Origin of the sequence: Pseudomonas sp. OTU5201 (assembly GCF_038440135.1) — a bacterium.
In the GTDB taxonomy this organism is placed as follows: Bacteria; Pseudomonadota; Gammaproteobacteria; order Pseudomonadales; family Pseudomonadaceae; genus Metapseudomonas; species Metapseudomonas resinovorans.
Map to the genome: position 1 here is coordinate 36,077 of NZ_JASATC010000017.1, position 26,598 is coordinate 62,674.

The 26,598-nt window shown below is 64.5% G+C and carries 25 protein-coding genes; 15 read left to right on the forward strand and 10 right to left on the reverse strand.

Features of this window, described 5'->3' with window-relative positions:
• Positions 1 to 38: 38 nt before the first annotated feature.
• Both AAHM40_RS12645 and mnmC read right to left on the reverse strand, forming a co-directional pair.
• Positions 39 to 788 (reverse strand): sulfite exporter TauE/SafE family protein, encoded by a 750-nt coding sequence (locus AAHM40_RS12645; protein WP_342244950.1) that lies wholly within the window; start codon positions 786 to 788, stop codon positions 39 to 41.
• Positions 789 to 790: 2 nt separating this feature from the next.
• Positions 791 to 2,758 (reverse strand): bifunctional tRNA (5-methylaminomethyl-2-thiouridine)(34)-methyltransferase MnmD/FAD-dependent 5-carboxymethylaminomethyl-2-thiouridine(34) oxidoreductase MnmC, encoded by a 1,968-nt coding sequence (mnmC, locus tag AAHM40_RS12650; RefSeq protein WP_342244951.1) that lies wholly within the window; start codon positions 2,756 to 2,758, stop codon positions 791 to 793.
• Between the two features lie 145 nt (positions 2,759 to 2,903).
• Here mnmC and pap point away from each other — a divergent pair, with 145 nt between their 5' ends.
• Positions 2,904 to 4,391: a polyphosphate:AMP phosphotransferase gene (gene pap, locus AAHM40_RS12655; protein WP_342244952.1), complete on the forward strand. Its 1,488-nt coding sequence runs from the start codon at positions 2,904 to 2,906 to the stop codon at positions 4,389 to 4,391.
• Between the two features lie 104 nt (positions 4,392 to 4,495).
• A complete protein-coding gene (locus AAHM40_RS12660; RefSeq protein WP_342244953.1) occupies positions 4,496 to 5,680 on the forward strand; it encodes a thiolase family protein in 1,185 nt (394 codons plus the stop codon).
• Positions 5,681 to 5,744: 64 nt separating this feature from the next.
• Here AAHM40_RS12660 and AAHM40_RS12665 read toward each other — a convergent pair whose 3' ends face one another.
• Positions 5,745 to 5,954 carry a DUF6316 family protein gene (locus AAHM40_RS12665; RefSeq protein ID WP_342244954.1) on the reverse strand — a complete coding sequence of 70 codons (210 nt, stop codon included), beginning with the start codon at positions 5,952 to 5,954 and terminating at the stop codon, positions 5,745 to 5,747.
• A 210-nt stretch (positions 5,955 to 6,164) separates the two neighbouring features.
• Between AAHM40_RS12665 and AAHM40_RS12670 the strand changes: the two genes are divergently transcribed.
• Positions 6,165 to 7,130 carry a DMT family transporter gene (locus AAHM40_RS12670; protein WP_342244955.1) on the forward strand — a complete coding sequence of 322 codons (966 nt, stop codon included), beginning with the start codon at positions 6,165 to 6,167 and terminating at the stop codon, positions 7,128 to 7,130.
• A gap of 177 nt (positions 7,131 to 7,307) precedes the next feature.
• Here the strand turns inward: AAHM40_RS12670 and AAHM40_RS12675 are convergent, their stop codons facing one another.
• The 3 genes from AAHM40_RS12675 to AAHM40_RS12685 all read right to left on the reverse strand — a co-directional run bounded on the left by AAHM40_RS12675 (position 7,308) and on the right by AAHM40_RS12685 (position 10,398).
• Positions 7,308 to 7,928, reverse strand: a complete 621-nt coding sequence (locus tag AAHM40_RS12675) for an NAD(P)H-dependent oxidoreductase (protein ID WP_342244956.1) — start codon at positions 7,926 to 7,928, stop codon at positions 7,308 to 7,310.
• Entirely contained in the window at positions 7,921 to 9,315 is a 1,395-nt protein-coding gene (locus AAHM40_RS12680; protein WP_342244957.1) for a class II fumarate hydratase, read from the reverse strand. The genes AAHM40_RS12675 and AAHM40_RS12680 overlap by 8 nt, the downstream gene beginning before the upstream one ends.
• A 72-nt stretch (positions 9,316 to 9,387) precedes the next feature.
• Complete coding sequence (locus AAHM40_RS12685) at positions 9,388 to 10,398, reverse strand: DUF2804 domain-containing protein (RefSeq protein WP_342244958.1); 1,011 nt, start codon at positions 10,396 to 10,398, stop codon at positions 9,388 to 9,390.
• Positions 10,399 to 10,739: 341 nt separating this feature from the next.
• Here AAHM40_RS12685 and AAHM40_RS12690 point away from each other — a divergent pair, with 341 nt between their 5' ends.
• The 5 genes from AAHM40_RS12690 to AAHM40_RS12710 all read left to right on the forward strand — a co-directional run bounded on the left by AAHM40_RS12690 (position 10,740) and on the right by AAHM40_RS12710 (position 15,090).
• Positions 10,740 to 11,252: a DUF2059 domain-containing protein gene (locus tag AAHM40_RS12690; protein ID WP_280286230.1), complete on the forward strand. Its 513-nt coding sequence runs from the start codon at positions 10,740 to 10,742 to the stop codon at positions 11,250 to 11,252.
• A 13-nt stretch (positions 11,253 to 11,265) separates the two neighbouring features.
• Positions 11,266 to 11,571, forward strand: coding sequence for a BolA family protein (locus AAHM40_RS12695; RefSeq protein WP_342244959.1), 306 nt, complete (start codon positions 11,266 to 11,268; stop codon positions 11,569 to 11,571).
• A 168-nt stretch (positions 11,572 to 11,739) separates the two neighbouring features.
• Positions 11,740 to 12,675, forward strand: coding sequence for an oxygen-dependent tRNA uridine(34) hydroxylase TrhO (trhO, locus tag AAHM40_RS12700; protein WP_280286228.1), 936 nt, complete (start codon positions 11,740 to 11,742; stop codon positions 12,673 to 12,675).
• A gap of 38 nt (positions 12,676 to 12,713) precedes the next feature.
• Complete coding sequence (locus AAHM40_RS12705; protein ID WP_342245016.1) at positions 12,714 to 13,316, forward strand: DsbA family protein; 603 nt, start codon at positions 12,714 to 12,716, stop codon at positions 13,314 to 13,316.
• On the forward strand, positions 13,309 to 15,090 hold the full coding sequence (locus tag AAHM40_RS12710; RefSeq protein ID WP_342244960.1) for an ABC transporter ATP-binding protein: 1,782 nt from the start codon (positions 13,309 to 13,311) through the stop codon (positions 15,088 to 15,090). The genes AAHM40_RS12705 and AAHM40_RS12710 overlap by 8 nt, the downstream gene beginning before the upstream one ends.
• 119 nt (positions 15,091 to 15,209) lie before the next feature.
• Here AAHM40_RS12710 and AAHM40_RS12715 read toward each other — a convergent pair whose 3' ends face one another.
• Complete coding sequence (locus AAHM40_RS12715) at positions 15,210 to 16,106, reverse strand: class I SAM-dependent methyltransferase (RefSeq protein WP_342244961.1); 897 nt, start codon at positions 16,104 to 16,106, stop codon at positions 15,210 to 15,212.
• Between the two features lie 153 nt (positions 16,107 to 16,259).
• The gene (locus AAHM40_RS12720; protein WP_342244962.1) at positions 16,260 to 17,357 is read right to left on the reverse strand and encodes a helix-turn-helix transcriptional regulator; all 1,098 of its coding nucleotides are present in this window, start codon (positions 17,355 to 17,357) and stop codon (positions 16,260 to 16,262) included.
• A gap of 292 nt (positions 17,358 to 17,649) precedes the next feature.
• Between AAHM40_RS12720 and maiA the strand changes: the two genes are divergently transcribed.
• Positions 17,650 to 18,315 carry a maleylacetoacetate isomerase gene (maiA, locus tag AAHM40_RS12725; RefSeq protein ID WP_342244963.1) on the forward strand — a complete coding sequence of 222 codons (666 nt, stop codon included), beginning with the start codon at positions 17,650 to 17,652 and terminating at the stop codon, positions 18,313 to 18,315.
• A gap of 82 nt (positions 18,316 to 18,397) precedes the next feature.
• Positions 18,398 to 19,813, forward strand: coding sequence for an amino acid permease (locus tag AAHM40_RS12730; RefSeq protein ID WP_342244964.1), 1,416 nt, complete (start codon positions 18,398 to 18,400; stop codon positions 19,811 to 19,813).
• 122 nt (positions 19,814 to 19,935) lie between these two features.
• Here AAHM40_RS12730 and AAHM40_RS12735 read toward each other — a convergent pair whose 3' ends face one another.
• Positions 19,936 to 20,973, reverse strand: a complete 1,038-nt coding sequence (locus AAHM40_RS12735) for a metal-dependent hydrolase (RefSeq protein WP_342244965.1) — start codon at positions 20,971 to 20,973, stop codon at positions 19,936 to 19,938.
• Positions 20,974 to 21,165: 192 nt separating this feature from the next.
• Complete coding sequence (locus AAHM40_RS12740; protein WP_342244966.1) at positions 21,166 to 21,507, reverse strand: hypothetical protein; 342 nt, start codon at positions 21,505 to 21,507, stop codon at positions 21,166 to 21,168.
• A gap of 507 nt (positions 21,508 to 22,014) precedes the next feature.
• On the opposite strand from AAHM40_RS12740, the gene AAHM40_RS12745 reads away from it, so the two are divergent.
• The 5 genes from AAHM40_RS12745 to AAHM40_RS12765 are packed head-to-tail and all read left to right on the forward strand — an operon-like array spanning position 22,015 to position 26,588.
• The gene (locus tag AAHM40_RS12745) at positions 22,015 to 22,908 is read left to right on the forward strand and encodes a VOC family protein (protein WP_342244967.1); all 894 of its coding nucleotides are present in this window, start codon (positions 22,015 to 22,017) and stop codon (positions 22,906 to 22,908) included.
• Positions 22,909 to 22,919: 11 nt separating this feature from the next.
• Positions 22,920 to 23,801 carry a CoA transferase subunit A gene (locus tag AAHM40_RS12750; protein ID WP_028628163.1) on the forward strand — a complete coding sequence of 294 codons (882 nt, stop codon included), beginning with the start codon at positions 22,920 to 22,922 and terminating at the stop codon, positions 23,799 to 23,801.
• Positions 23,802 to 23,811: 10 nt separating this feature from the next.
• Positions 23,812 to 24,624 (forward strand): CoA-transferase subunit beta, encoded by an 813-nt coding sequence (locus AAHM40_RS12755; RefSeq protein ID WP_028628162.1) that lies wholly within the window; start codon positions 23,812 to 23,814, stop codon positions 24,622 to 24,624.
• 15 nt (positions 24,625 to 24,639) lie between these two features.
• Positions 24,640 to 25,506 (forward strand): enoyl-CoA hydratase, encoded by an 867-nt coding sequence (locus tag AAHM40_RS12760; protein WP_342244968.1) that lies wholly within the window; start codon positions 24,640 to 24,642, stop codon positions 25,504 to 25,506.
• Entirely contained in the window at positions 25,506 to 26,588 is a 1,083-nt protein-coding gene (locus AAHM40_RS12765; protein WP_342244969.1) for an NAD(P)H-dependent flavin oxidoreductase, read from the forward strand. Before AAHM40_RS12760 ends, AAHM40_RS12765 begins: the two co-directional genes overlap by 1 nt.
• Positions 26,589 to 26,598: the final 10 nt, after the last annotated feature.

Genomic DNA, 26,598 nt, shown 5'->3' on the forward strand with positions numbered 1-26,598 from the left:
TGGAGTTTTATATCGTTTGGTTATAACCGGGTGGGGCTTCAGCCCAATAGCCGTTGCGCCGCCAGGGAGAGGCTCACCGCTACCAGCATCAGAGCGAATAGTCGCTGCAGGGTGGCGCCCCGCAGACGAGTGGCCAGTAGGTTGCCGCAGAGCACACCGATGGCGCCGCCGGCCGCCAGGCCGCCGAGCAGGGCCATGGGTGGCTGGGCGCCGGTCAGGTAAAGGAGGAAACCGCCGCCGGAAACCAGCGCGATCACCGCCATCGAGGTGGCGGTGGCAGCCAGCATCGACAGCGGGGTGAACCACAGCAGTGCCGGCACCACGAGAAAGCCACCCCCCACGCCCATGACGCCGGAGAGCAACCCGACACCCGCGCCGATGGCCACCAAGGGCGCGCTGCGCAGCGGACCGGAATTGCCCGGAGGCAGGCCGGCACCCCGCCACATGCGCCAGGCGGACCAGAGCACCAGCAGGCAGAAGCCCAGGATCAGCGCGAATTCGGGGATGAAACGCCCCAACCACTGGCCGACGGCATTGCCGGGTAATCCGCTGATGGCCAGCAGCAGCACCGGACGCCAGGCCACCAGGCCCTGGAAGGTGCGGGGAATGGCGCCGATGGCGGCGGACAGGGCCACGGCGCCCAGGCTTACACCGATGGCGTCGCGCAGCGGCAGGTGCAGGCTGAGTAGCAGGGGCAGGGCCACCAGAGAACCGCCGGCACCGGTCAGGCCGAGCAGCATGCCGAGGATGGCGCCGATGGCCAGGGCTTCGAGAAGGAGAAGGTCCATGGTCAGGCGTTCTGGCCGCGGATCAGGCGGCGCAAGGCAAAGCGGTTGGGGTGGCAGGCCTCGGCTACGGCGCGCGGCACCGGCAACGGCTCGTCGTCGAGCCAGGCAGCCAGTAACTCGCCGGACAGCGGCGCGGTGATCAGCCCGCGCGAGCCATGGGCGCTGTTCACGTAGAGACCGTCGAACCAGGGTGTCGGTACCTCCGGCACCTGGCGCGCGTCCTTGGCCAGCACCGCATAGGCGTCAGCGAAGGCTTCGGCATCCGCCAGCGGGCCGACGATGGGCAGGTAGTCCGGCGTGGTGCAGCGGAAGGCGGCGCGACCTTCGAGACGGTCGGGTTCCAGTTCGGCGACATGCAGGCGGCGGCCGAGGTCGGGAGAAATCTCTTCCAGCAGTTCGAGATTGCCGGCGTGCTCTGCGGCAGTGGGTTTCAGGCTTGTGCTGTGGAAGTCGAAGCTCGCACCCAGTGTGTGTTCGCCATCGCGCGGCGGCGCGACATAGCCTTCGGCGCAGAGCACGGTGCCGAGTCCCGCACTTTCTGGCGTGGTCGGCAGGCGGCTGACCTGCCCACGGATGCGCTTGAGCTGCAGCCCGGCGGTCTGCGGAAAACGCAGCACTTCAGCGGCGCCGGCCAGCACCGCCACCGGTGCGGCGGCCAGCGTCCGGTCGCCGTCTCGGGCGTACCAGAGGCCGCCTTCGCGGCGCAGTTCCAGGGCTTCGGCATGGGGGACCAGGCGGATGTTCGGATGATCGGCCAGCAGGCGGCATAGCGCCGGCGGATGGACCCAGCCGGCCTCGGGATAGAACAGGCCGCCGGCAGGCAGGGCAACGCCGGCCAGGGCTTCGGCGTCGGCCTGGCCCAGGCTGTGCAGCAAGTCGCTCGGAAAGGCGTTGGCGAGCTTGGCCTGACGCTGCGCTTCCTTGGTGTCGAAGGCCAGTTGCAGCACGCCGCAGGCCTGCCAGTCACGACCCTGTTCCAACCGTTGCAGCAGGCGGCGGGTATGGCCGAAACCGCTGAGGATCAGCCTGGAGAGCGGCGTGCCGTGGGCCGAAAGCTTGAGGTAGAGCACCCCTTGGGGATTACCCGATGCCTCCTGGGCGGGGGCGTCGTGGCGCTCCAGCAGGGTTACTTGCCAGCCCCGCGCGGCAAGGCTGGCGGCACTGGCGCAGCCGGCGAGGCCAGCGCCTATCACCAGGGCTTCGCGGTGTTGGGGGACGAAGCGTGGGCGGGCGTACCACGGCTTGGCATCGTCACGGGCAGCGCCTGTAAACAGGCCGCGGCTCATTTCCCACTTCTTGCCGAAACCGGGCGTGCGCTTGATCGCGAAGCCGGCTTCCTTCAGCGCACGGCGCACGAAACCGGCCGAGGTGAAGGTGGCCAGGCTGGTGCCGGGCGCGGAAAGCCGCGCCAGTTGGGCGAATAGGGCAGGGCTCCACATTTCCGGATTCTTCGCCGGGGCGAAGCCGTCGAGGAACCAGGCGTCGATGCGCGCGTCCAGTTCCGGCAGGCAGTCCATCGCATCCCCCACCAGCAGGGTCAGCGTCACGCGGCCGTTGGCCAGGCTGAAACGCTGGAAGCCGGGATGAACCGCCACGTACTGGCCGATGAGCTCGGTAGCCAGGGGCGCCAGTGCCGGCCAAAGGCCCAGGGCACGCTGCATGTCATCGCGGGAGAGGGGGAATTTTTCCACGCTGACGAAGTGCAGCCGGGCGTCGGCCGGCGCGTGCCGCTCGAACAGCTGCCAGGCGCAGAGGAAGTTCAGCCCGGTGCCGAATCCGGTTTCGCCGATGGTGAAGCGCCCGCCTGCCGGTAGCCCGGCGAAGCGCTGGGTCAGGTCGTTGCCGTTGAGGAACACATGGTGGGTTTCGTCGATGCCCGATGTCGGGGAGAAATAGACGTCGTCGAATTCCCGCGACAGCGGCTGGCCCTGTTCGTCCCAGTCGAGTTGGGCGTGGTGGAAATCGGACATGGGGGTTCCCGAGACTGCGAAGCGCGAATAGTAGCCGATCGAGGAGGGGCGCCGAAGGGAAGGTCGCTTGTGGATGCGCTGGATTGGGGTGGGCGTGAGGCCACGGCTTCCGCTACCTTTTCCCCATCACGCCAAGGAGATCTGCATGTTCGAATCCGCCGAAATCGGCCATTCCATCGACAAGGAAACCTATGAGAAGGCCGTGCTGGAACTGCGTGAAGCCCTGCTGGAGGCGCAGTTCGAGCTGAAGCAGCAGGCGCGCTTCCCGGTGCTCATCCTGATCAATGGCATCGAGGGTGCCGGCAAGGGCGAAACGGTCAAGCTGCTCAACGAGTGGATGGACCCGCGCCTGATCAACGTCGAGAGCTTCCTGCAGCCGACCGACGAAGAGCTTTCCCGACCGCCCCAGTGGCGCTTCTGGCGCAAGTTGCCGCCCAAAGGACGGACTGGCATCTACTTCGGCAACTGGTACAGCCAGATGCTCCATGCCCGCGTCGATGGCGATATCAAGGATGCCCGTCTGGACCAGGCCATCAACGATGCCGAGGCCTTCGAGCGCATGCTCTGCGACGAAGGGGCGCTGATCTTCAAGTTCTGGTTCCACTTGTCCAAGAAACAGCTCAAGGAACGCCTGAAGGCACTGGAGAAAGACCCGCAGCGCAGTTGGCAGCTCAATCCACTGGATTGGAAGCAGAGCGAGGTCTATGACCGCTTCGTGCGATTCGGCGAGCGGGTGCTGCGCCGCACCAGTCGTGACTATGCGCCCTGGTACGTGATCGAAGGCTCGGACGAGTATTACCGCAGCCTCAGCGTCGGCCGCATCATCCTGGAAGGTCTTCAGGCGGCCCTCAAACAGAGCGGCAGGCCCAAGCCACAGCCCCATGCGGCGCCGCTGATGTCCAGCCTGGACAAGCGCAGCCTGCTGGACAGCCTCGACCTCAGCCACAAGCTGGACAAGGACGAATACAAGGAACAGCTCGCCACCGAGCAGGCCCGCCTGAGCGGTCTGATGCGCGACAAGCGCATGCGCGGCCATGCCCTGATGGCGGTGTTCGAGGGCAACGATGCCGCCGGCAAGGGCGGCGCCATACGCCGCGTCACCGGCGCACTGGACCCGCGGCAGTACCGTACCGTGCCCATCGCCGCGCCCACCGAGGAAGAACGTGCCCAGCCCTACCTCTGGCGTTTCTGGCGACATGTGCCGGGGCGCGGCCAATTCACCATCTTCGACCGTTCCTGGTACGGCCGCGTGCTGGTGGAACGGGTCGAGGGATACTGTGCCGATGCCGACTGGCTGCGCGCCTATGGCGAGATCAACGACTTCGAGGAACAACTGCACAATTACGGCATCGTGCTGGTGAAGTTCTGGCTGTCCATCGACAAGGACACCCAGATGCAGCGCTTCAAGGAGCGTGAGGAAGTCGCCTTCAAGCGCTACAAGATCACCGAAGAAGACTGGCGCAACCGCGACAAGTGGGACCACTACGTCGACGCGGTAGACGACATGGTCGACCGCACCAGTACCGAGATCGCGCCCTGGACCCTGGTCGAAGCCAATGACAAGCGCTACGCCCGGGTGAAGATCCTGCGCACCATCAACGATGCCCTGGAGGCCGCCTTCAGGAAGGACTGAGCACAGGATGGGCGCGCATACGCGGGATGAATGATCGTGGTGGGTGAGTATGGCCCGGAACTATGCTCGCCCCACTTTCCATCCCAACAAGAACGAGGTGCGTCATGCGTGAAGTGGTGATCGTCGACAGCGTGCGAACTGGCCTGGCCAAGTCCTTCCGCGGCAAGTTCAACATGACCCGGCCGGACGACATGGCGGCCCACTGCGTGAACGCACTGCTGGCGCGCAACGACCTCGCCCCGGCGCTGGTGGACGACTGCGTGGTCGGTGCCGGCTCCAACGAGGGCGCCCAGGGCCATAATATCGGCCGCAATGTGGCGGTGCTCTCGGGCCTGGGCACCGGCGTCGCCGGCATGACCCTCAACCGCTATTGCTCCTCCGGCCTGCAGGCCATTGCCATCGCCGCCAACCAGATCGCCTCCGGTTGCAGCGATGTCATGGTGGCCGGCGGCGTCGAGTCCATCACCCTGACCCTGAAGAGCATCAACCAGGACAATTTCGTCAATCCGCGCCTGAAGCTCGAACACCCCGGCATCTACTTCCCCATGGGACAGACCGCCGAGATCGTCGCTCGCCGCTATAACGTCAGCCGTGACGCCCAGGACCTCTACGCCCTGCAGAGCCAGCAGCGCACGGCCCGTGCGCAGGCGTCCGGCCTGTTCGACGACGAAATCGTGCCGATGAGCGTGAAGTATTTCGTGGAAGACAAGGCCACCGGCGAGAGGAGCATCCTGGATGGCGTGGTCGACCGCGACGACTGCAACCGCGCCGATACCACCCTGGAAGGCCTGGCTTCCCTGAAGCCGGTGTTCTCCGAGGACGGTTCGGTCACCGCCGGCAACTCCTCGCAGCTTTCTGACGGCGCCTCCATGACCCTGCTGATGAGCTTGGACAAGGCGCTGGAGCTGGGCCTGAAACCCAAGGCGTTCTTCCGTGGCTTTGCCGTTGCCGGTTGCGAACCGGACGAGATGGGCATCGGCCCGGTGTTCTCGGTGCCGAAGCTGCTCAAGGCCAAGGGCCTGACCGTGGACGACATCGATCTGTGGGAACTCAACGAAGCCTTCGCCTCCCAGTGCCTCTACGCCCGTGATCGGCTGGGTATCGACAACGAGAAGTACAACGTCAACGGCGGCTCCATCTCCATCGGCCACCCCTTCGGCATGACCGGCTCGCGTCAGGTCGGCCACCTGGTGCGCGAACTGCAGCGCCGTGACAAGCGCTTCGGCATCGTCACCATGTGCGTCGGCGGCGGCATGGGCGCCACTGGCCTGTTCGAGGCCTACCGCTGAGTCATCGCTTGCCGGGGCAAGAAAAACCCGCGCCAGGCGCGGGTTCTTTCTTTCCGGGGGATGCTCATCGGCCCCGAAGCGCCAGTATGGCGTTGGATTGTTCAATGCGGCGAATGTAAAGCGCGATCTCCCGCTCCGCATCAATCCGGGTGAAAAAGGGTCCCTCCAGGGTCCCCTCTCGGGTGGAAAAGAAGTACTGACCGTTCACGGCGCTGACACGCTCACTGCGGTAGTGGGTGCCTGACGCAACGTCGCACGCACGTCGACCGAACATCGGACCACCTCCGTCAATCGTTGGCTATTTCAGTCTAATCAGCACTGGAGCGCCTGCGCTGGGGCTCGACGGGCGGCTGGCGGTTGCGACAGGTACAGTTGTGCCGCCGACAGGGTCGAAACTGTTCCTGTGCCCTGGGACCGGGCACTTCTAGAATGGCCGTTCCTTTCTGCCCGCTGCCAAATGTCGGGCTTGTTTGCTGAGGTTCCCATGCATATCTCCTCTGGCCGTTGGGTTTATGGCCTGTTCCTCGCCCTGGTCACGGCTGTGCTATGGGGCGTGCTACCCATCTGGCTGAAGGAAGTCCTGCAGACCATGGACCCGGTGACTGTCACCTGGTACCGCCTGATCGTTGCAGGCTCGCTGTTGTTCCTCTACCTGGGCGCCAACCGCCGCCTGCCGGCTTTCCGCCCGCTGGGCTCGCGTGGCCGCTGGTTGCTGGTCCTGGCGGTGGGTGGCCTGACCGGAAACTATGTGTTCTACCTGATCGGCCTGAAGATGCTCAGTCCCGGCACCACCCAATTGGTGATCCAGGTGGCGCCCATTCTCTTTTTGCTGAGCAGCCTGTTCATTTTCAAGGAGAGCTTCAGCCTGGGGCAGGCTTTCGGCCTGGTGGTGACGGTGCTTGGCTTCGGCCTGTTCTTCAACCAGCGCCTGGAAGAACTGCTCACCTCCATGAGCCAGTACACCCTGGGCGTGCTGGTGATCTTGTTGTCAGCCTTCGTCTGGACCTTCTACGGCCTGGCGCAGAAGCAACTGCTGAGCCACTGGAGCTCGGCCCAAGTGATGATGGTGATCTACCTCGGTTGCGCCGCCTTGCTGACGCCCTGGGCGCACCCCATGGAGCTGTTCAACCTGAGTCCACTGCAGGGTTGGCTGCTACTGGCCTGCTGCCTGAACACCCTGGTGGCCTACGGCGCCTTCGCCGAAGCCCTGGCCCACTGGGAAGCTTCGCGGGTCAGTGCCACCTTGGCCATTACCCCGCTGGTGACCTTCGCCAGCGTTGCCGCTTGCGCGTCGCTCTGGCCGGACCATGTGCAGCCGGAAGAAATCAACTGGATCGCCTACGCGGGTGCGGTGTTCGTCGTGCTGGGTTCGGCCTTGACCGCATTGGCCCCGTCGCTGATACGCAGCTGGCGGGCGCGCGGCAGGACGGAGGCGAGCGACCCGGTTTAGGTTGTGAGGCCCAGTGGCAGGCCTCTAGGAAATTCCATGCCAACCTCGTAGCTCCAAGGGTGGATGGCGCTTTTCCATCCACCAGCGGCGCTAGGCCGGTGGACCGGTGAAGCGTGGTCCACCCTGGGGCTCCAATTGATGGGTATCGCTCCGCTCCACCCTTCCTACAAAAGCGGGTCAGCAGCGGGTGCCGAGCAGCTCGGCCTTGCGCAGCCAGGTCTGGCGCTGTTCCTCGGAGGAAGGGCGCACCGGGGAGAACTCGGTCAGGCGACGGGTCTTGATGCCGCAGAAACCGAGGATGGTGCGTACCATCTGCCGGTGTGCCGGGGCGCCGTAGATCCAGCGGAAGTACCAAGGTGGAGTGTCCAGGGTCACCAGCAGGTCCGCCGTGCGTCCGGTCAGCAACTTGTCCCAGGCATGGGACTGACCGCGATAGCGGAAGGCGAAGCCGGGCAGGAAGACCCGGTCGAAAAAGCCCTTGAGCAGCGCGGGCAAACCGCCCCACCAGACCGGATAGACGAACACCAGGTGCTCGGCCCAGTGGATCTGCCGCTGGGCTTCAAGCAAGTCGGGCTCCAGGTTCTGGCTCTGGTCGTAACCTTGGCGCAGTACCGGGTCGAACTGCATCTCCCCCAGCTTCAGCAGGCGCACCACGTGGCCTTCACTGCGCGCGCCCTGGGCAAAGGCGTCGCCGAGGGCGTGGCACAGGCTGCCGCCCTTGGGCGTGCCGAGAATCAACAGGATGCGTTTGCCATCGCCTTCCAGCGGCGTGGCGCCGTGCTTGACCGCATCAGCCATGGTGTCCGGCCTCCAGCATGCTTTCCGGCCGGACCCAGGCGTCGAACTGTTCTTCAGTCAGGTAACCCAGGGCCAGGGCTGCTGCGCGCAGGGTGGTGCCTTCGGCATAGGCCTTCTTGGCGATCTGCGCGGCCTTGTCGTAGCCGATGTGCGGGTTGAGGGCGGTGACCAGCATCAGGCCACGTTCCAGGTGTTCGGCCATGCGCGCGGCGTCCGGCTCCATGCCGGCCACGCAGTGCTGCTGGAAGTTGCGGCAGCCATCGCCGAGCAGTCGAATGGACTGCAGGACGTTGTGCACGATGACCGGCTTGAACACGTTCAGCTGCAGATGCCCCTGGCTGGCGGCGAAACCGATGGTGGCGTCGTTACCCATGACCTGGCAGGCCAGCATCGACAGCGCCTCGCACTGGGTGGGGTTGACCTTGCCGGGCATGATCGAGCTGCCCGGTTCATTGGCCGGCAGGCGTACCTCGGCCAGGCCGCCACGGGGGCCGGAGCCCAGCAGACGCATGTCGTTGGCGATCTTCATCAGGGCCACGGCGAGGGTCTTGAGGGCGCCGGAGAGGTTCACCAGCGGCTCGTGGCCGGCCAGAGCGGCGAACTTGTTCGATGCCGAGACGAAATGCAGCCCGGACAGCGCCGCCAGTTCGGCGGCCATGGCGTCGGCGAATCCGTGAGGCGCATTGAGGCCGGTACCTACGGCTGTGCCGCCCTGGGCCAGCTGTAGCACCATCGGCAAGGCTGCACGGATGGACTTCTCGGCGTAGTCGAGTTGGGCGACGAAGGCGGATAGCTCCTGACCGAACGTGATGGGAGTGGCGTCCATCATGTGGGTGCGGCCGGTCTTCACCAGGTGGGCGTGTCGCGCCGATTGTTCGGCCAGGCCGCCGGAGAGCTCGGCGATGGCCGGCAGCAGTTCGTGCTGCACCGCCTTGGCAATGGCGATGTGCATCGCGGTGGGGAAGCAGTCGTTGGAACTCTGGGCGAAGTTCACGTGATCGTTCGGGTGGACCGGACTCTTGCCGCCACGCTGGCCGGTGGCCAGTTCGTTGCCACGGCCGGCGATCACCTCGTTGACGTTCATGTTGCTCTGGGTGCCGCTGCCGGTCTGCCAGACCACCAAGGGAAACTGGTCGTCATGCTTGCCGGCCAGGACTTCGTCGGCGGCCTGTTCGATCAGGCGGGCGACATCCGGCGGTAGATCACCGTCGCGGCCGTTGACCCGTGCCGCGGCCTTCTTGATCAGCGCCAGGGCATGCACGACCGCCAGCGGCATGCGTTCGCCGCCAATGGCGAAATTCTCCAGCGAACGCTGGGTCTGGGCGCCCCAATAGGCTTCATCGGCGACTTCGACTGGCCCCAGGCTGTCGGTTTCTGTGCGGCTCATGTGGGTTGGCTCCGGCTATTGATTCCGCAGTTTAGGCCCTATCTCCGGCACTCGGTTCAACCGTTCGGGCAATTACCAGCGTGCGTGCGTGGCCCCCAGCCAGCCAAGGGCGTTGGTCACCGGCACGCATTCACCATCCGGACTGCGCAGCACGCCGTCGAAGCGGCCGAACCATTGGCGCGTATTGGCATAGAGCGGTCCCAGGCGCGGGCAGGCCTGGTGCAGCTGGCGCGGGGTAAAGGTGAGCTCCACCCGGCGACACGCGGTGGACAGCTGCCAGGGGGCCAGCAGATTGCTCGTCGCTTGCACGATCTGCACCGGGCGATCGAGCTTGGACAGGCGGCCGCCGAACCACAGGGCGTTCTCGGTGAGGCCGCTGGAATCGGTCCAGCCGGCGCCGAAATTGCCGGCGATGCCTCCGGGCGCGGCAAACGCGGCGCGGGTCCAGTGGCTGTGGAAGGGCCAGACACCACGGCCGAAGTCCAGCGCCGCAAAACTGTGGCCGGTGATGCATGGGTACTGGCGTTCGCCCAGTTGCACGCTGCCGCTGGCGGGCAGGCCAAGCTGGCGGCTGCTGGCATGGAAGCAGCGGCCGGGGAGGGGGGCCACCAGGTTCACCGAATCCAGGTGGGCGGGGCGCAGAACGTCCAGGGCGGCCTGCAGCGGCTGGCCGCCGAGGTCAGGTGCCTCTACCCGCATGCTCAGTCGGCCGGGATGTTCATCCACGCGGATCAGCAGACGAGGGTGGTCGAAGCAATGGCTTTGCAGGGGTGTGTCCGGTAGCCGGCAGCCGAGGGCGAAGGGTCGCAGCTGGGTATGGGCGACGGCCTGGCCGCTGTCGAGATCGAGAAAGTAGGCCGCGCCGTAGCCCAGGTAGTCGAGGTCCGCGAGGGTCAGCGAGAGCATCCAGCGCGGAGTGGTAATGCACCAGTGGTTCCAGCGCTTGCGGCGGCCGAAGTGGCCGGGTATTGCGCAGTTCAACCGTGGCCGGTTGGACCAGCCGACAGCGCCGGGCGCAAGCATGCCGCGCGCATCGCAGAGCTCGGGGATTCCCGGCGGCAGGGTGGATATGTGGCTATTCATCGGGCACGTCCATGTGTGTGCGAAGCCTGGGCATTTCAGACTCTGTACAAGATCAGCCTGCGCTCGGTGATTTTTCGTACAGGCCTAGTGGAAACCGGTTGCGTCCTCATCGGAAATTACGTCAACAGGCACTGCTGGTTTCCAAGCCCTCAAAGGATGCCCATTGGGCGGAAGCATGAGCAAGTGATGGCGTTTTGACAACAGTTTCGTGAAGTGCGGCGTCGCACATTTTCGCCCCGAGGTTGTCGAATTTTTCGCCGCTTGAGCCCGATATCCGCTTGAGCGCAGAATGACCAGCCCCGGGGCAGCCCCCCTCATTCGTGCCCAGACAAGGATTCCCAATGACGAAGCTTCGCATTCTCTGCACCGCCGTACTGCTGGCGTGCGCCAGTGGCCAGGTTCTGGCCGATGCCGCCAGCCATGCCGCCGATGCCGAGCGCTTCCTCAAGCTCGCTCGCGCCGACAAGCTGACCGTTCCGGTCTACGCCCAGGTGCAGCAGATGTTCGAGCAGCGTTTCCAGCAGACCCAGGCGCCGGCCAGCAAGAAGGCCACCCTGGAGAGCTACCAGGCCAAGGCCAACACCGCCCTGGACAAGGCCGTCGGCTGGGACAAGCTGAAGCCTGAGCTGGTGAAGATCTACACCAGCAACTTCAGCGAGAGTGAGCTGAAGGAACTGATCGCCTTCTACGAGTCGCCCCTGGGCAAGAAAGTGCTGGAAAAGATGCCGGCCCTGACCCAGCAATCCGCCCAGCTGACCCAGAGCCGCCTGGAAACCGCCGTACCCGAGGTCAACAAGCTGCTCAGCGACATGACCAGCGAGCTGGCCCCCCAGGACAAGAAAAAGCAGCAGTAAGCGGAGTCAACCGATGTCCATGCGCGACCGTATCCTGACCGCCCTGGAAGCGCTCGCTCCCCAGTACCTCGACGTGCTGGACGAGAGCCACATGCATAGCCGCGGCCAGGAAACCCACTACAAGGCGGTGATCGTCAGCCCGGTGTTCGCCGGACTGAACGCCGTCAAGCGCCACCAAAAGGTCTACGCCAGCCTGGGTGAGCTGATGGGACAGTTCCATGCCCTGGCCCTGCATACCTACACCCCGGAGGAGTGGGCAGCACAGGGCGCGGCGCCGGATTCGCCGACCTGCCGGGGTGGCAGCAAGCTGGATCATTAAGCGCCTGGCCCGGGCGTCCCGATGTCCGTTGGGCGCCTGAGACCAATTCACGCAGCCAGTGGCTGGCGGCTTTTTGATAGACTTCGCACCGCGCCGGCCCAGCCGGCGCAGTCGTTTCTGTCACCCGGTCCGCCCTTTGCGTGGGCGACCACTGGAGGAAGTCACCGCATGACCCAGATCGTTGTTGCGGCGCTGTACAAGTTCGTCACCCTGAAGGACTACGTTGCGCTGCGCGAACCCCTGCTCAAGACCATGCTGGACAACGGCGTCAAAGGCACCCTGCTGCTGGCCGAGGAAGGCATCAATGGCACCGTCTCAGGTACCCGTGAAGCCATCGACGCGCTGCTTGCCTGGCTCAGGATCGACCCGCGCCTGGTGGACCTGGACCACAAGGAGTCCTACTGCACGGATCAGCCCTTCTACCGCACCAAGGTCAAGCTGAAGAAGGAGATCGTCACCCTTGGCGTACCCGGCGTGGACCCCAACCAGAAGGTTGGCACCTACGTCGACCCCCAGGACTGGAACGCCCTGATCAGTGACCCTGAAGTCCTGCTGATCGACACGCGCAACGACTACGAAGTGGCCATTGGTACCTTCGAAGGCGCGGTCGATCCGAAGACGAAATCCTTCCGCGATTTCCCCGACTACATCAAGGCCCACTACGACCCGGCGGTGCACAAGAAGGTGGCCATGTTCTGCACCGGTGGCATCCGTTGCGAAAAAGCCTCCAGCTACATGCTCAACCAGGGCTTCGAGGAGGTTTTCCACCTCAAGGGCGGCATCCTCAAGTACCTGGAGGAAGTGCCCCAGGGCGAAACCCTCTGGCGCGGCGACTGCTTCGTCTTCGACAACCGCGTCACCGTGCGCCACGATCTCTCGGAAGGGGATTTCGACCAGTGCCACGCCTGCCGTAATCCGATATCCGTGGAAGACCGCCAGTCGGAGCACTACTCGCCTGGCATCAGTTGCCCGCACTGTTGGGACAGCTTGAGCGAGAAGACACGTGCCAGTGCCATCGAGCGGCAGAAGCAGATCGAACTGGCCAAGGCCCGCAACCTGCCTCACCCGATCGGTCGCGACCCGCGCCAAGCCCTGGAGGATTGAGCTTGTCCAACGCCCGCCTGCTCTATGTGATGGACCCCATGTGCTCCTGGTGCTGGGGGTTCGCCCCCGTGGTGCAGGCCCTCGCCGGGCAGGCGGCGGCAGCTGACGTGCCGCTGCACCTGGTGGCTGGCGGCCTGCGTACCGGCCAGGGTGCCGCGCTGGACGCGCACACCAAGCGCTACATCCTCGAGCACTGGCAGGCGGTCAACCAGGCCACCGGACAACCGTTCCGCTTCGAGGGCGCGCTGCCCGAGGGCTTCGTCTACGACACCGAACCGGCCTGCCGGGCCCTGGTGGTCGCGCGCAGCTTGGCTCCTGAGCTGGCCTGGCCGCTGGTCAAACTGATCCAGCATGCCTTCTATGCCGAGGGGCGCGACGTGACCCAGGCGTCCACCCTGGTGGCGCTGGCCGAACAGGCCGGGATTCCGCGTATCGAGTTTGCGCAAGGCTTCGACGCCGCCTCCAGCCATGAGGCGACCGTCGCCGATTTCACCTGGGTACAGGACCTCGGCATCGCCGGTTTCCCGACCCTGCTGGCCGAACGTAACGGCCAACTGGCGCTGCTGACCAATGGCTACCAGCCGCTCGACGAACTGGCGCCCTTGCTGGGGCGCTGGCTGGAGCGAGGTGCTCATGCCTGATCGCTTGAGCTGGGCGGAAATCCGTCGTCTGGCCTTGCGCCACAAGAAAGCCCTCTGGTTGGCCAACTTCGTCGCCGTGCTGGCCACCCTCTGCAGCGTGCCCATTCCGCTGCTGCTCCCCCTGCTGGTTGACGAAGTGCTACTGCAACAGGGCGACGCAGCGTTGCGCTTCATGGACAATTTCCTGCCCGAGCCCTGGGAGAATGCAGTCGGCTACATCGGCCTGATGCTGGTCGTGACCCTGCTGCTGCGAGGCATGGCCCTGGTCTTCAACGTGCTGCAGGCGCGCCTCTTCGCGCGGCTGGCCAAGGACATCGTCTACCGCGTCCGTACCCGCCTGATCGAGCGCCTCAAACGCATCTCCCTCGGCGAATACGAGAGCCTCGGGGGAGGTACCGTCACCGCCCATCTGGTGACCGACCTGGACACCCTGGACAAGTTCGTCGGCGAAACCCTCAGCCGCTTCCTGGTGGCCGTGCTCACCCTTACCGGCACGGCCGCCATCCTGGTCTGGATGCACTGGCAACTGGCCCTGTTGATCCTGCTGTTCAACCCGTTGGTGATCTACGCCACCGTGCAGTTGGGCAAGCGCGTCAAACACCTGAAGAAGCTGGAGAACGACAGCACCGCGCGCTTCACCCAGGCACTGACGGAAACCCTGGAAGCTATCCAGGAAGTGCGCACCAGCAACCGCCAGGGCTTCTTCTTCGGCCGTCTCAGCCTGCGCGCCCAGGAAGTCCGCGATTACGCCGTCGCCTCCCAGTGGAAGAGCGATGCGGCAGGGCGAACCAGCGGCCTGCTGTTCCAGTTCGGCATCGACTTCTTCCGTGCCGCGGCGATGCTCACGGTGCTCTTCTCCGATCTCTCCATTGGCCAGATGCTGGCGGTGTTCAGCTACCTCTGGTTCATGATCGGCCCGGTTGAACAGCTACTGGGCCTGCAGTACTCCTACTATTCCGCCGGCGCTGCCGTCGCTCGTATCAATGAACTGCTGGCCCGCGCCGACGAGCCCCATTACGCGCCCAGCGCCGATCCTTTCAAAGGGCGCGAGACCGTGGGCATCGAGGTCAAGGGCCTGCGTTTTGCTTATTCCGATGAGCCGGTGCTCGATGGCCTCAACCTGTCCATCGCGCCCGGCGAGAAAGTCGCCATAGTCGGAGCCAGTGGCGGTGGCAAGAGCACCCTGGTGCAACTGCTGCTGGGTCTCTACCAACCCCAGGCTGGGCAGATCCGTTTTGGTGGCTGCCGGCTGGAGGAGATCGGCCTGGCTGAGGTGCGCGACAACGTCGCAGTGGTGCTGCAGCATCCGGCGCTGTTCAACGACAGCGTGCGCGCGAACCTGACCATGGGCCGCGAGCGCAGCGATGACGCCTGCTGGCGCGCCCTGGAAATCGCCCAACTGGCCGAAACCATTCGTAGCCTGCCGCAGGGACTGGACAGCGTGGTCGGGCGTTCCGGTGTGCGCCTGTCCGGCGGCCAGCGCCAACGCCTGGCCATCGCTCGCATGGTGCTGGCCGAACCCAAGGTAGTGGTCCTCGACGAAGCCACCTCCGCCCTGGACGCCGCCACCGAATACGCCCTGCACCAGGCGCTCAGCACGTTCCTCAACGGTCGTACCACCCTGATCATCGCCCACCGCCTGTCAGCGGTTAAGCAGGCCGACCGGGTACTGGTATTCGACGGTGGCCATATCGCCGAAGACGGCGACCACCAACAGTTGATTGCCGAAGGTGGCCTTTACGCCAAGCTCTACGGGCACCTGCAGCAGGGTTGACTTACGACCGGATGTAGGGGCGAATTTATTCGCCTCGCAGGCCGAAGGTCTGCCCTGCGAGGCCGAATGGGGCAGCTGCGCCGCCCTTGGCGAATGAATTCGCCCCTACAAGAGCTCACTCAGCCGTACTTCACCGCTTCGAGGAACACGATGCGCTGGCCGATATCGTGGAACACGCGTGCAGACGCGATCTGGTTGTAGTCGACGCCGTCCAGCAAGCTGAGCATCTGGGCGTCGTGGCGATAGCGTGGTCTGCAGTCCAGCAACCCTTCGAGGAAGGCGATGCCTTTGACCTCGGGGCGGAAGTTGGCCAACAGTAGCCGCCCCCCTGGGCTCACGGCCTGGAACAGGCGATGGACCAGGCGCTCGCAGCGACGGTCGTCCAGCAGTTCGGTGACCCCGGACGAGTACACCAGGTCGTAGCCCTCGAATGCGCATTCGCCGGACAGCAACTGCTCAAGGTTACCCAGGCGGGTATGCACGCCCAGCGCACCGTAGCTCCGGCGTACGACCTCCAGTCGCGCTGCATCGTCATCGAACACCAACATTTCGCCGAAGCGCCCGTGGCGCAGTTCGTGGGCCAGTTCCGCTTCGCGGAAGTGACCACCGGCGATGCAGAGCAGACGCGCTTTCGCTCCAGCTCGCTGGCAGGTTTCGTCCAGGGCGCGGGCCAGCATGCGTCGTCGGCAACGCAGCGCACGCGCTGCCTGCGCGCTGGTGGCGAAGTCGAATAGCTGGCGAGTGCGCTCCTCAGGCAAGTCGCGCAGGCCGTCGGACTCCACTCCGTAGAGATAGTCCAGCAACAGGGCGTTTCCGCAGCGCAGACTAGGGCTGGCGACTTGTCTGCAGGGGAACTGCACGATATTGCTCGGCGGTGGTTCCGCTTCGCTGGGGGGCGCGGGTTTGTCGAATCTAAGCCGTTCACGTTCGGCCTTGATGTGCACCAGTTCTTCATGGAGTTGCTGTTGTTCTTGAATGCTTCTGCTCAGTTCTTCCGGATCACTGATCTCTTCCACATGCCACCTCCTCTGGCCAGACGTGGATTCCTTGACCCGACACGCGGGATAAAGGCAGACGCTCACTCCGAGTAGAACCTTAGTTGATGGCTATCTGCCTGCAATCATTCAGATAGATGAAATCGCGCTTTAAATTAAGCGCAATAACGCGAATCAGAGCCCCTGCAAGCGGGCAAACAGGGTCGCCAGTTCAGCCTGGCGCTCCGTTTCTGTCTTGCGGAAAAGGGCGCGCAACTGGGTGCGAACGGTGTTGATCGATACGTTCAGGCGTTCGGCGCAGGCTTCCGGCGCCAGGCCTTGCGTGAGGAGTTCGGCCAGGCGCAATTCTGCCGGGCTGAGTTGGAAGAGGTCGGCCAACAACTGGCTGCGCGGTTGGTTCTCCAGCAGCGCCAGCAGCACCAGGGACCCGCTGTGCCGTGCGGCCAGCGCAGACGCATCGGGTACCGGAGTTACCAACAACTGGGTCGGCGGTTCGCTGTCCAGCGGCAGCCAGCCGGCGCGGCGTCTCCCGCCGTGGCCGGCAGCCTGGCGGATCAACGCCTGCAGGCGGCCATCCAGTGTCTTGCCCTGCAGCCGGCCCTGGCGACCCAGCAGGGCGAATTCCAGCTGGCCCAGGCGCAGTTCCGCCTGGTGGTTGCAGAACAGCACGCGTCCTTCGGCATCGAGGAGCCAGACCGGTGCCGGATGGCGTTCCAGCAGCAGCTCGCGATGGGCCACTTCGAGCTCCAGCGTCTGCAGGCGGTTGGACATCCGCGCCGCCCGCAGCAAGTGAGGGCTAAGGCGTGTGAGCAGGTTGCGCTGCTCCTGTTCGGGGAAGCTGGCGCCCACCGCGGTCAGCAACGACAAATAGATGCCGGTGTTCGCCTGTTCGTGCAGCTTGATGCAGGAAATGCTGTTCATGCCGAAGGGCAGGTGGAACTCCTGGTAGTACGGATCGCGGCGGATACGCTGCAAGCCCAGGTCTTCCCGATCGTGGTACCAACTGCCTACGGGGCGCGGAACCAGCACTTCCTTGGCCGGATCGTACTGGTGGTAATAGCTGTTGTAGGCATCCACGCTCGCCGGGTCGCAGAGATTGATAGCGGTGACCTGCGGCCGCTGCTGCCGCTGGTCGAGGAAGAGCAGGGCACCCATCTGGTGGCCGCTAGCCGCCGCCAACTGTTCGAGCATCGGCCGCCAGGCGTCCCTGTCGAGCACGCACTCGTAGCAAAGGTTGACCAGGCTGTCGTAGAGCTCGTCCATGTGCGGCATTGTGCGGCGTCCTTCAGCTAGTGGCGCATTGCTGTCATATGGCACAGGCCAGAGCCCTTGCAAATGGCCGCCGGTCGGCCCGCAGGGCTGGCGCCTGGCAGCCTGGCTGAACGCCTTGTCACAAAAACCTTACGCAGGTGGAGCGCCTGGCAGGCGCAGCCACCACGCCGTCGTGGGCGTAAGGAAAACTTTCCGGATCGACCGTCCAGCGCCTCGCTCTGCCGGATTCCACACCTTGCTCGCCAAGCGCTGCCAGAGTGAGATGACGCAAACAAGAAATCGGCCCGACGCCATGAATACCGAACTCACCCTCTACGGCTACTGGCGCTCCAGCGCTGCGTACCGCGTCCGCATCGCTCTCAACCTCAAGGGCCTGGCCTATCGCCAGGAGCCGGTTCACCTGGTCAAGGATGGCGGCCAACAGCACCAGAGCGCCTACCGCGAGCTCAATCCCCAGGGCCTGTTGCCGCTGCTGGTGGACTCGGGCAATGCCGGTGGCGAAATCCGCATCGCCCAGTCCCTGGCCATCCTCGAGTACCTCGAAGAAGTCTTTCCCGTACCCGCCCTGCTGCCAGCCGACCCGGCCCAGCGTGCCCTGGTGCGTTCCCTGGCCCTGCACATCGCCTGTGACGTGCACCCTCTGAACAACCTGCGGGTGCTGCAGTACCTCAAAGCCGAACTGGGCGTAGCCGATGAAGCCAAGGACGCTTGGTACCGCCACTGGGTAGCCCTCGGCTTCTCCGCTGTGGAAAAGGGCCTGCAAGCCTTTGGCGGCAAGCTCTCCCTGGGTAGCCGTCCGGGTTATCTGGAAGCCTGCCTGGTTCCCCAGATCTACAACGCGCGCCGATTCGACTGTGACCTGTCGGCCTATCCGCGCATCCTCGATATCGCTGCGCGCTGCGAAGTCCTCGAGGCATTCAGGAATGCTGCTCCGGAGGTACAGCCAGACGCGCAATGAGGTTTACACGCCTTGCAAACTTCCGCTGGGCCACAAGCCCGGCGGGTGAAATCCCGTCACGACAACAACAAAAGGTGACGCAATGAGTGACATGCAACACTCAGGCGAGCTGCAACGCGGCCTGAAGAATCGCCACATCCAGTTGATCGCCCTCGGCGGCGCCATCGGCACCGGCCTCTTCCTCGGTTCGGCCGGGGTCCTCAAGTCCGCCGGCCCCTCGATGATCCTCGGCTATGCCATCTGCGGTTTCATCGCCTTCCTGATCATGCGCCAGCTCGGCGAAATGATCGTCGAAGAACCGGTCGCCGGGTCCTTCAGCCACTTCGCGCACAAGTACTGGGGCGGCTTCGCCGGCTTCCTCTCCGGCTGGAACTGCTGGGTGCTCTACACGCTGGTGGGCATGAGCGAGCTCACCGCGGTGGGCAAGTACATCCATTTCTGGTGGCCGGAAGTACCCACCTGGGCTACGGCTGCGGTGTTCTTCCTGGTGGTGAACGCCATCAACCTGGCCAACGTGAAACTCTTCGGCGAGGCTGAATTCTGGTTCGCCATGATCAAAGTGGTTGCCATCGTCGGCATGATCATCCTTGGCTGCTGGCTGTTGTTCAGCGGCTCCGGCGGTGAGCAGGCGGCAGTCAGCAACCTCTGGGAACATGGCGGCTTCTTCCCCAATGGCGTCAGCGGGCTGGTGATGGCCATGGCCTTCATCATGTTCTCCTTCGGTGGCCTGGAGATGCTCGGCTTCACCGCCGCCGAGGCCGACAAACCCAAGCAGGTGATCCCGAAGGCAATCAACCAGGTCATCTACCGCATACTGATCTTCTATGTAGGCGCCCTGGTCGTGCTGCTGTCCCTGAGTCCCTGGGATGCGCTGCTGGCTTCCATCAACAGCGCTGGCGACCCCTACAGCGGCAGCCCCTTCGTGAAGATCTTCGCGCTGATCGGCAGCGACACTGCCGCTCACCTGCTGAACTTCGTGGTGCTCACCGCCGCGCTGTCGGTTTACAACAGCGGCACCTACTGCAACGGCCGTATGCTGCTGGGCTTGGCCGAGCAGGGCGATGCCCCGCGTTCCCTGGCCAAGGTGGACAAGCGCGGCGTACCGGTGCGCGCCTTGCTGGTGTCGGCCCTGGTGACCTTCCTGGCCGTCATCGTCAACTACGTGGTACCGCACAATGCGCTGGAACTGCTGATGTCCCTGGTAGTGGCCGCCCTGGTGATCAACTGGGCGATGATCAGCTACTCCCACCTCAAGTTCCGCCAGCGCATGGACAAGGACGGCGTCCGCACCGGCTTCCGCGCCCTGTGGTACCCCATGGGCAACTACCTGTGCCTGGCCTTCGTGCTGTTCATCCTCGTCATCATGCTGATGATCCCGGGCATCCAGGTGTCGGTGTACGCCATCCCGGTCTGGCTGCTGGTGATGTGGGGCTGCTACCGACTGAAGCAGAATGGCAAGGTCCAGGCTGGCAAGGTCGCCGGTTACGAGGCGGGTTGATTATTCCGCTGCAATACAAGAACCCCGGCCAAGCGCCGGGGTTCGTCTTTCTGCAATAGCGCAGTTGGGATGAGCCACTGCCAATCGGCCTGTTTGCGTGATGCGTCGAGAGCCGTTGTCGTCTAGCGCTGCAGCAGGCTAGCCCAAGTGGATAACGGTACCGCCTGATCCTGATGCCAGACACGTTGCCAGAGCACCTGCAGACGCTCCAGGTCGCCCCGGTCCGTGGGCCAGCGGCGCGCCTGGGCAACCGGCTGCCAGCGGCCGTCCCGCTGTTCGGCGAGGATGAAGCGGAAGGGATGGAAGCCCGTCATGCCCAGGCGCAGGTCAGTGACGACCAGCACCTGGTCGATCTGGTCGTAGCGCAGGATGCCGTGGGTGAACCAGGCCAGGCGCAGGTGCTGCGGCGAATCCCGCAGGCGTCGCGCCAGTTCGGTGCCACGGGGGATGCGTTCGAGCCGGGGCGGATTGCGGTCGAACCAGCTCACCAGGGCTTCGTGGTAGTCCTCGCCGTCAAGCACGATCACCCGCCAGAGCAGCGTGTTGAAGGGCGTTGGCGTACTGAAGATCGCCTGCGGTCGAATGCCTTCGCGCTCCAGCACCTCGGCCACCCGTTGTTCGGCCATGAACTTGCCGCCAAGGCTGGAGAGCAGGTACAGGCTGGACAGCGCCAGGGCTGCTACGGGCACGCGCGGCGCACGGTTGCGCAGGCCGAACAGTAGTCCGCCGAACACCGTCGCCAGCAGGGGCAGTGTGTAGAGCGGATCGATGATGAAGATGCTTGACCAGGCAATAGGTGGCGTCATCAGCGGCCAGAACAACTGGGTACCGTAGCTGGTGAAGCTGTCCAGCAAGGGATGCGTGGCCAGCACCAGCCAGAGGGTGAGAAACAGGCGTTGCGTCGAATAAGCCGGATTCGGCCGCCATCGTCGAACCAGCAAGGTCAGCAATACCGCCAGGGCGCTGAGCACGAAGATCGAATGACTGAAGCCGCGGTGGTAGGTCATCGCCTCCACGGCGTCGGTGTAGCGGATCACCACGTCCAGGTCCGGCAGGGTGCCGAGCAGCGCGCCGTAGAGCAGTGCCTTGCGTCCTTGCCAGCGACCGAGCAGTGCGCCCTGGAGGGTAGCGCCGAGCACCGCCTGGGTGAGTGAGTCCATCGCCGTCCCCTGTGAATGATCCGCTGGCTAAATTACTGCGCCGGCCGATGTCCTTGCAGTGGGAAATTCCCACCAGATTTTTCCATCAATGGGGAAAGTGTTAGTTGTGGAAGCGAAGTCGTTGGCGATTGGCCGTGCAGTTCCCCTCCTGGCGCGGGGCGGGACGCGCCAGGAGAGGGGCACTACTGCAGATCAGTACTCGTAGTCCACACGCTGCGGGTGGTGGCGTGATTGATAGTGGGTTGCGGGTTTCGTGGCCGATTCTGCCGTTTCCCTGGCGATCCCTGAGCCGGCCGCCGTTGGCTTGTCCTCGACCAACTGGGCGAAACGCTCGCTTTCGTCATCGGCCGTCTGCACGCGTTGCGCCTGCATCTCCCGGTATTGCAGGAGGCGATCACCGCCGCCTTCCGCCAGCATCAGCAGCGGTTGCTGGCCTGCTGGTTGAAGAGACGCACTGGATGCCTGTAACGAAGTGAACGCGACAACGGAAAACAGCAGGCTGGACAAGGCAGTGGTGGTAATAGCGGATTTCATTGTTCATTCCTCGTAAACCCCCGGATATTCCCCCGAAGCCGGATATTAATAATATTGAAAAAGAGCGCCAGTGCTATTTTTAATTGCCAGACAAGTGGCGAAATTAAAGATGATCGGTAGTTTTATAACTGGCTGATTGGCATGGATTATTCCGGTTGATGTGATCACTTTTTAGGTATGTAAAGCACTGTATTGTGGTTTGTAAAAACATGTAGGGCGGGTGTTTCTGTCTTGTTTCAGGGAAACACTTCAGAAACATACTTGATTAAAATTTCTTGCAGTCTGGCCCAACTCTTGAATTGCTTTGTCGAGGCGGATTCAGGGCCATGGCGAAATTCCCCGCTGGACTCCCTTGAACGGCCTTCCCGCAAACGCCGAAGCCCCGTCCCACGCGCCTTTCGCGCTAGTCCCAACGGACGATGCTCACCTCTGGGCCTGCCGATTAAATCCCTCCTCATAGAGCCCGCGCCCTGCATGCGCGGCGATAACGACAATGAGGAGAACCGCATGGATATCCGTGGCCTGGGTTACGTCACCGTAGCCTCGACAGACCTGAAGCGCTGGCGCGATTACGCCACCGGCGTGCTCGGCATGATGGTGGATGCCGGATCCGACGAGCGGCTCTACCTGAAGATGGACGAGCGCCCCTACCGCATCCTGGTGGAGCGTGCCGACCGTGACGGCTATGGCGCCTGTGGGTGGGAAGTGGCCGGCAAGGCCGCCTTCGAGCAGGCGATCGTTGAACTGCAACAGGCTGACGTCGAGGTCCAGCGCGGCAGCGCCGCCGACGCCATCAGCCGTAAGGTCCAGGAGCTGGCACGCTTCGCCGATCCGGATGGCAACCGTCACGAACTGTTCTGGGGGCCGCTGCAAGACTTCGCCCCCTTCGTTTCCCCGGCCGGCGTCTCCGGTTTCATTACCAGCGACCTGGGCATGGGCCATGCGGTGCTGCCGGCCCCGGCCTTCGATCGTTGCCTGGACTTCTACGAGCGGGTGATGGGCTTTGGGCTGTCCGACCTGATGAAGGTGCGATTCACTCCTGACCCGGCCGAGCCGGAGAAGCGCATCCACTTCCTCCACTGCAACAACGGCCGCCACCACTCCCTGGCGTTGTTCGAGTGCCCGATTCCTTCGGGTTGTGTGCACCTGATGGTGGAAGTCGGCGAACTGGACGACGTCGGTCGCGCGCTGGACCGCATGCATGCCAGCGGCGTGAAGCTGTCCGCCACCCTCGGCCGCCATACCAACGACGACATGACCAGCTTCTACATGCAGACCCCCGGCGGCTTCGACCTGGAGTACGGCTGCGGCGGCAAGGTCATGGACTGGGACCGCCACACCCCCTTCGAGAGCACCGTGGTCAGCCACTGGGGCCATGACTTCAGCGTCGGTCGTCAATAAGGAGCCTCCCCATGGACAAACGTATGACCGCCACCGACATCGTCGGCCAGCTGCGCGATGGCATGACTATCGGTATCGGCGGCTGGGGCCCGCGGCGCAAGCCCATGGCCCTGGTACGCGAGATACTGCGCTCTGACCTCAAAGACCTCACGGTGGTCGCCTACGGCGGCGCCGATGTCGGCATGCTCTGCGCCGCCGGCAAGGTCCGCAAGCTCGTCTACGCCTTCGTCTCGCTCGATTTCATCCCCCTGGAACCCTACTTCCGCAAGGCTCGCCAGGAAGGCGCAGTGGACGTGATGGAAATCGACGAAGGCATGCTTCTGCTCGGCCTCAAGGCCGCAGCCATGAATGTGCCTTTCATCCCGACGGCCGTAGGCCTGGGCACCGATGTGCTGCGCCTGAACCCGGAGCTGAAACTCGTGAGCTCGCCCTACGACGACAGCCGTGACTGGGTCGCCATGCCGGCGCTGAAGCTGGATGCCGCCCTGATCCACGTCGACCGCGCCGACGCGCGTGGCGTCTGCCAGATCGCCGGTCCCGACCACTACATGGACGACCTCTTCGTGCGCGCCGCCGAGAAGGCCTACGTGAGCTGCGACGAACTCGTGGACAGCGGCTGGTTCCACGAAGACCCGATGCGCGCCCGCCAGGTGTTCTGGGAACGCAACCGCACCAGTGCCGTGGTGCATTTGCCGGGCGGAGCCCATCCATCCTCCTGTGCACCGCTCTACGGCTTCGATATTGCCCATTTCAAGGCCTACAACGCCTCGGCCGCCGAATCGGACGGTTGGCAGGCCTACATGGAGCGCTACGTCAACTGCGGGGAAGCGGAGTACCTCGCCCGTGTCGGTGGCCTGAATGCCATTCGCCAACTGCCGCTCCCGGTTTTCTGAGGACGCTGAGATGACTGCCACCAAACAACCCTACAGCCTCGCCGAACTGATGATCTGCGCTGCCGCCGAGGCCTTTACCCATGACGGCGAAGTGCTCGCCACGGGCATCGGCGTCTTGCAGCGCCTGGCCGCGTCGCTTGCCATGCTCAACAGCAACGCCGACCTGATGATGACCGACTCCGAAGCCTTCATGGTCGCCGAGCCGGTACCGGTTGGGCCGCGCGGCGGCTACCAGCCGAAGTTCGACAGTTGGATGGGCTTCTCGCGCATCTTCGACAACGTCTGGAGCGGCAAGCGCCATGCCCTGGTAGGGCCGGTACAGATCGACCGCTTCGGCCAGGCCAACATTTCCTGCATCGGCGACCACGCCAGACCCAAGTCGCAGATGCTCGGGGTGCGTGGCTTCCCCGGCAACTCCATCAGCCACGCCAACTCCTTCATGGTGTCCAGCCACAACAAGCGGGTATTCGTCGACGGCGAGGTGGATGTGGTGGCCTCGGTTGGCTACAACCCCGAACGCCTGGCCCGTGGCTGGTCCCTGGACGAGATCGACATCCGCCTGATCGTCACTGACCTCTGCGTGCTCGACTTCCAGGGCCCCGGCCGGCAGATGCGTATCCGCTCCCTGCACCCCGGTGTCACGGCGGAAGACGTGCAGGCCGCCACCAGCTTTCCGCTGCATGTGCCGGACGAGATTCCGACCACCGCCGCACCGACCCTCGAACAACTGATCCTCATCCAGCAACTGGACCCGCACAACCTGCGCGCCAGCCAGCTCAAGGACAACCCGCCGGGCGTGCGCGCCCGGGCCACGACCCACTGAGGCGGAGCCGCGCAGATGAACCAAGAACAGGCCGAAGCAGAGGTGGTGCAATACGAGGTGCAGGGTCCGCTGGCCCTGGTCACCATGCATCGCCCCGAGTACCACAACGCGCAGAACTCGCGCATGACCTATGCCCTGGACGCGGCCTTCCGCCGTGCCTGCGACGACGACAGCGTCAAGGTCATCGTGCTGCGGGGTGCCGGCAAGCACTTCTCCGCCGGGCACGACATCGGCACGCCGGGCCGCGACGTGCACGAAAGCTTCGACCGCGCCAGCCTCTGGTACGACCACGTGGGCAAGCCGGGTGGCGAGTTCCTCTATGCCCGTGAACAGGAGGTCTACCTCGGCATGTGCCGGCGCTGGCGCGATATGCCCAAGCCGACCATCGCCATGGTCCAGGGCGCCTGCATCGCCGGTGGCCTGATGCTGGCCTGGGTCTGCGACCTGATCGTTGCCTCGGACGATGCCTTCTTCTCCGATCCCGTGGTGCGCATGGGCATCCCCGGCGTCGAGTACTTCGCCCACGTGCATGAGCTGAACCCGCGCATCGCCAAGGAGTTCCTCTTCCTCGGCGAGCGCATGGGCGCCGAGCGCGCCTACCAGATGGGCATGGTCAACAAGGTGGTGCCGCGCGACGTGCTGGAAGACGTGACCCTGGATGTGGCTCGGCGCATCGCGCAGATGCCGCGCCTGGGTTTGCAGCTGACCAAGCAGGCGGTGAACAACGCCGAGGACCTGATGGGCAAGCGCGCCACCATGGACATGGTGTTCGGCCTGCATCACTTCGCCCACGTACACAACGAACTGGTCAGTGGCGACAAGCTGGGCGGTTATGACGCCCGCGCCATGGCCCAGTCCCAGCGCAACCCGTCGGAGGCGTGATGGCGATATCCCTCGACACCCGCCTGACGCGCCTGCTCGGTTGCCGCTACCCGATCATCCAGACCGCCATGGGCTGGGTGGCTGATCCGAAACTGGTGGCCGCCACCGGCAATGCCGGCGGCTTCGGCTTCCTCGCGGGCGCCACCATCGAGCCCCACCAGATGGAAGCCGCCATCCTCGAAACCAAGCGGCTGACCGACCAGCCCTTCGGTGTCAACTTCCACATGTACCAGGCCAATGCCGGCGAGATCGTCGAACTGGTATTGCGCCACCAGGTGCGTGCGGTGAGCTACAGCCGCTCGCCGGGCAAGGCGATGATCACCCGGCTTAAGGATGCTGGCGTTGTCTGCATGCCCACCGTGGGTGCGCTGAAGCACGCGGTGAAAGCCGTGGAGATGGGTGCCGACGCGGTGACCGTGCAGGGCGGGGAGGGCGGCGGTCACACCGGCTCGGTGCCGACCGCCATCCTGCTCGGCCAGGTGGTGGACGCCGTCGACGTGCCCGTGGTCGCCGCGGGTGGCTTCAAGGACGGTCGCGGCCTGGTCTCGGCCCTGGCGCTCGGTGCCGAAGGCATCGCCATGGGCACGCGCTTTTTGATGAGTGCCGAAAGTCCTGTGCCCCCGGCCACCCTGGATCGCTACCTGAAAGTCCGCGACCCAGCCGCCATCATCATCAGCCGCGCCATCGATGGCATGCCGCAACGGATGATCCGCAACGAATTGCTCGACAGCCTGGAACGTTCAGGCGGTCTGAAACGCCTGTTGCTGGCCCTGCGCAGTGCACTGGCCTACCGCCGTCACAGCGGCGCGAGTATCGCCCAGTTGCTGGGCAGCGCGTTGAAGCTCGGTGGCAGCGATGGCCTCACCGCCGCCCAGACACTGATGGCCGCCAACGCGCCCATGGTGATCCAGAAAGCCATGGTCGACGGCCAACCGGCAGCGGGTGTGCTTCCCGCCGGACAGATCGCCGCCAGCATCGACAGCCTGCCGGGCTGCGCCGAGCTCATCGAATCCATCGTGCAGCAGGCCGAGCAGCGGCTCGCCGAGCTGTGCCGCCGCGTGACCGACAAATCGAACAACTAAGGGGTAGCCG

What these genes read in the sequence shown, in the direction of transcription:
- AAHM40_RS12730 (WP_342244964.1), top strand. Translation starts at nt 18,398, where the DNA reads ATGAGTGACATGCAACACTCAGGCGAGCTGCAACGCGGCCTGAAGAAT.
- AAHM40_RS12705 (WP_342245016.1), top strand. Translation starts at nt 12,714, where the DNA reads ATGTGCTCCTGGTGCTGGGGGTTCGCCCCCGTGGTGCAGGCCCTCGCC.
- AAHM40_RS12760 (WP_342244968.1), top strand. Translation starts at nt 24,640, where the DNA reads ATGAACCAAGAACAGGCCGAAGCAGAGGTGGTGCAATACGAGGTGCAG.
- AAHM40_RS12685 (WP_342244958.1), bottom strand. Translation starts at nt 10,398, where the DNA reads ATGAATAGCCACATATCCACCCTGCCGCCGGGAATCCCCGAGCTCTGC.
- AAHM40_RS12670 (WP_342244955.1), top strand. Translation starts at nt 6,165, where the DNA reads ATGCATATCTCCTCTGGCCGTTGGGTTTATGGCCTGTTCCTCGCCCTG.
- AAHM40_RS12740 (WP_342244966.1), bottom strand. Translation starts at nt 21,507, where the DNA reads ATGAAATCCGCTATTACCACCACTGCCTTGTCCAGCCTGCTGTTTTCC.
- AAHM40_RS12745 (WP_342244967.1), top strand. Translation starts at nt 22,015, where the DNA reads ATGGATATCCGTGGCCTGGGTTACGTCACCGTAGCCTCGACAGACCTG.
- AAHM40_RS12645 (WP_342244950.1), bottom strand. Translation starts at nt 788, where the DNA reads ATGGACCTTCTCCTTCTCGAAGCCCTGGCCATCGGCGCCATCCTCGGC.
- AAHM40_RS12675 (WP_342244956.1), bottom strand. Translation starts at nt 7,928, where the DNA reads ATGGCTGATGCGGTCAAGCACGGCGCCACGCCGCTGGAAGGCGATGGC.
- AAHM40_RS12755 (WP_028628162.1), top strand. Translation starts at nt 23,812, where the DNA reads ATGACTGCCACCAAACAACCCTACAGCCTCGCCGAACTGATGATCTGC.
- maiA (WP_342244963.1), top strand. Translation starts at nt 17,650, where the DNA reads ATGAATACCGAACTCACCCTCTACGGCTACTGGCGCTCCAGCGCTGCG.
- AAHM40_RS12680 (WP_342244957.1), bottom strand. Translation starts at nt 9,315, where the DNA reads ATGAGCCGCACAGAAACCGACAGCCTGGGGCCAGTCGAAGTCGCCGAT.
- pap (WP_342244952.1), top strand. Translation starts at nt 2,904, where the DNA reads ATGTTCGAATCCGCCGAAATCGGCCATTCCATCGACAAGGAAACCTAT.
- AAHM40_RS12695 (WP_342244959.1), top strand. Translation starts at nt 11,266, where the DNA reads ATGTCCATGCGCGACCGTATCCTGACCGCCCTGGAAGCGCTCGCTCCC.
- AAHM40_RS12710 (WP_342244960.1), top strand. Translation starts at nt 13,309, where the DNA reads ATGCCTGATCGCTTGAGCTGGGCGGAAATCCGTCGTCTGGCCTTGCGC.
- AAHM40_RS12765 (WP_342244969.1), top strand. Translation starts at nt 25,506, where the DNA reads ATGGCGATATCCCTCGACACCCGCCTGACGCGCCTGCTCGGTTGCCGC.
- AAHM40_RS12735 (WP_342244965.1), bottom strand. Translation starts at nt 20,973, where the DNA reads ATGGACTCACTCACCCAGGCGGTGCTCGGCGCTACCCTCCAGGGCGCA.
- AAHM40_RS12690 (WP_280286230.1), top strand. Translation starts at nt 10,740, where the DNA reads ATGACGAAGCTTCGCATTCTCTGCACCGCCGTACTGCTGGCGTGCGCC.
- AAHM40_RS12665 (WP_342244954.1), bottom strand. Translation starts at nt 5,954, where the DNA reads ATGTTCGGTCGACGTGCGTGCGACGTTGCGTCAGGCACCCACTACCGC.
- AAHM40_RS12750 (WP_028628163.1), top strand. Translation starts at nt 22,920, where the DNA reads ATGGACAAACGTATGACCGCCACCGACATCGTCGGCCAGCTGCGCGAT.
- AAHM40_RS12660 (WP_342244953.1), top strand. Translation starts at nt 4,496, where the DNA reads ATGCGTGAAGTGGTGATCGTCGACAGCGTGCGAACTGGCCTGGCCAAG.
- mnmC (WP_342244951.1), bottom strand. Translation starts at nt 2,758, where the DNA reads ATGTCCGATTTCCACCACGCCCAACTCGACTGGGACGAACAGGGCCAG.
- AAHM40_RS12720 (WP_342244962.1), bottom strand. Translation starts at nt 17,357, where the DNA reads ATGCCGCACATGGACGAGCTCTACGACAGCCTGGTCAACCTTTGCTAC.
- trhO (WP_280286228.1), top strand. Translation starts at nt 11,740, where the DNA reads ATGACCCAGATCGTTGTTGCGGCGCTGTACAAGTTCGTCACCCTGAAG.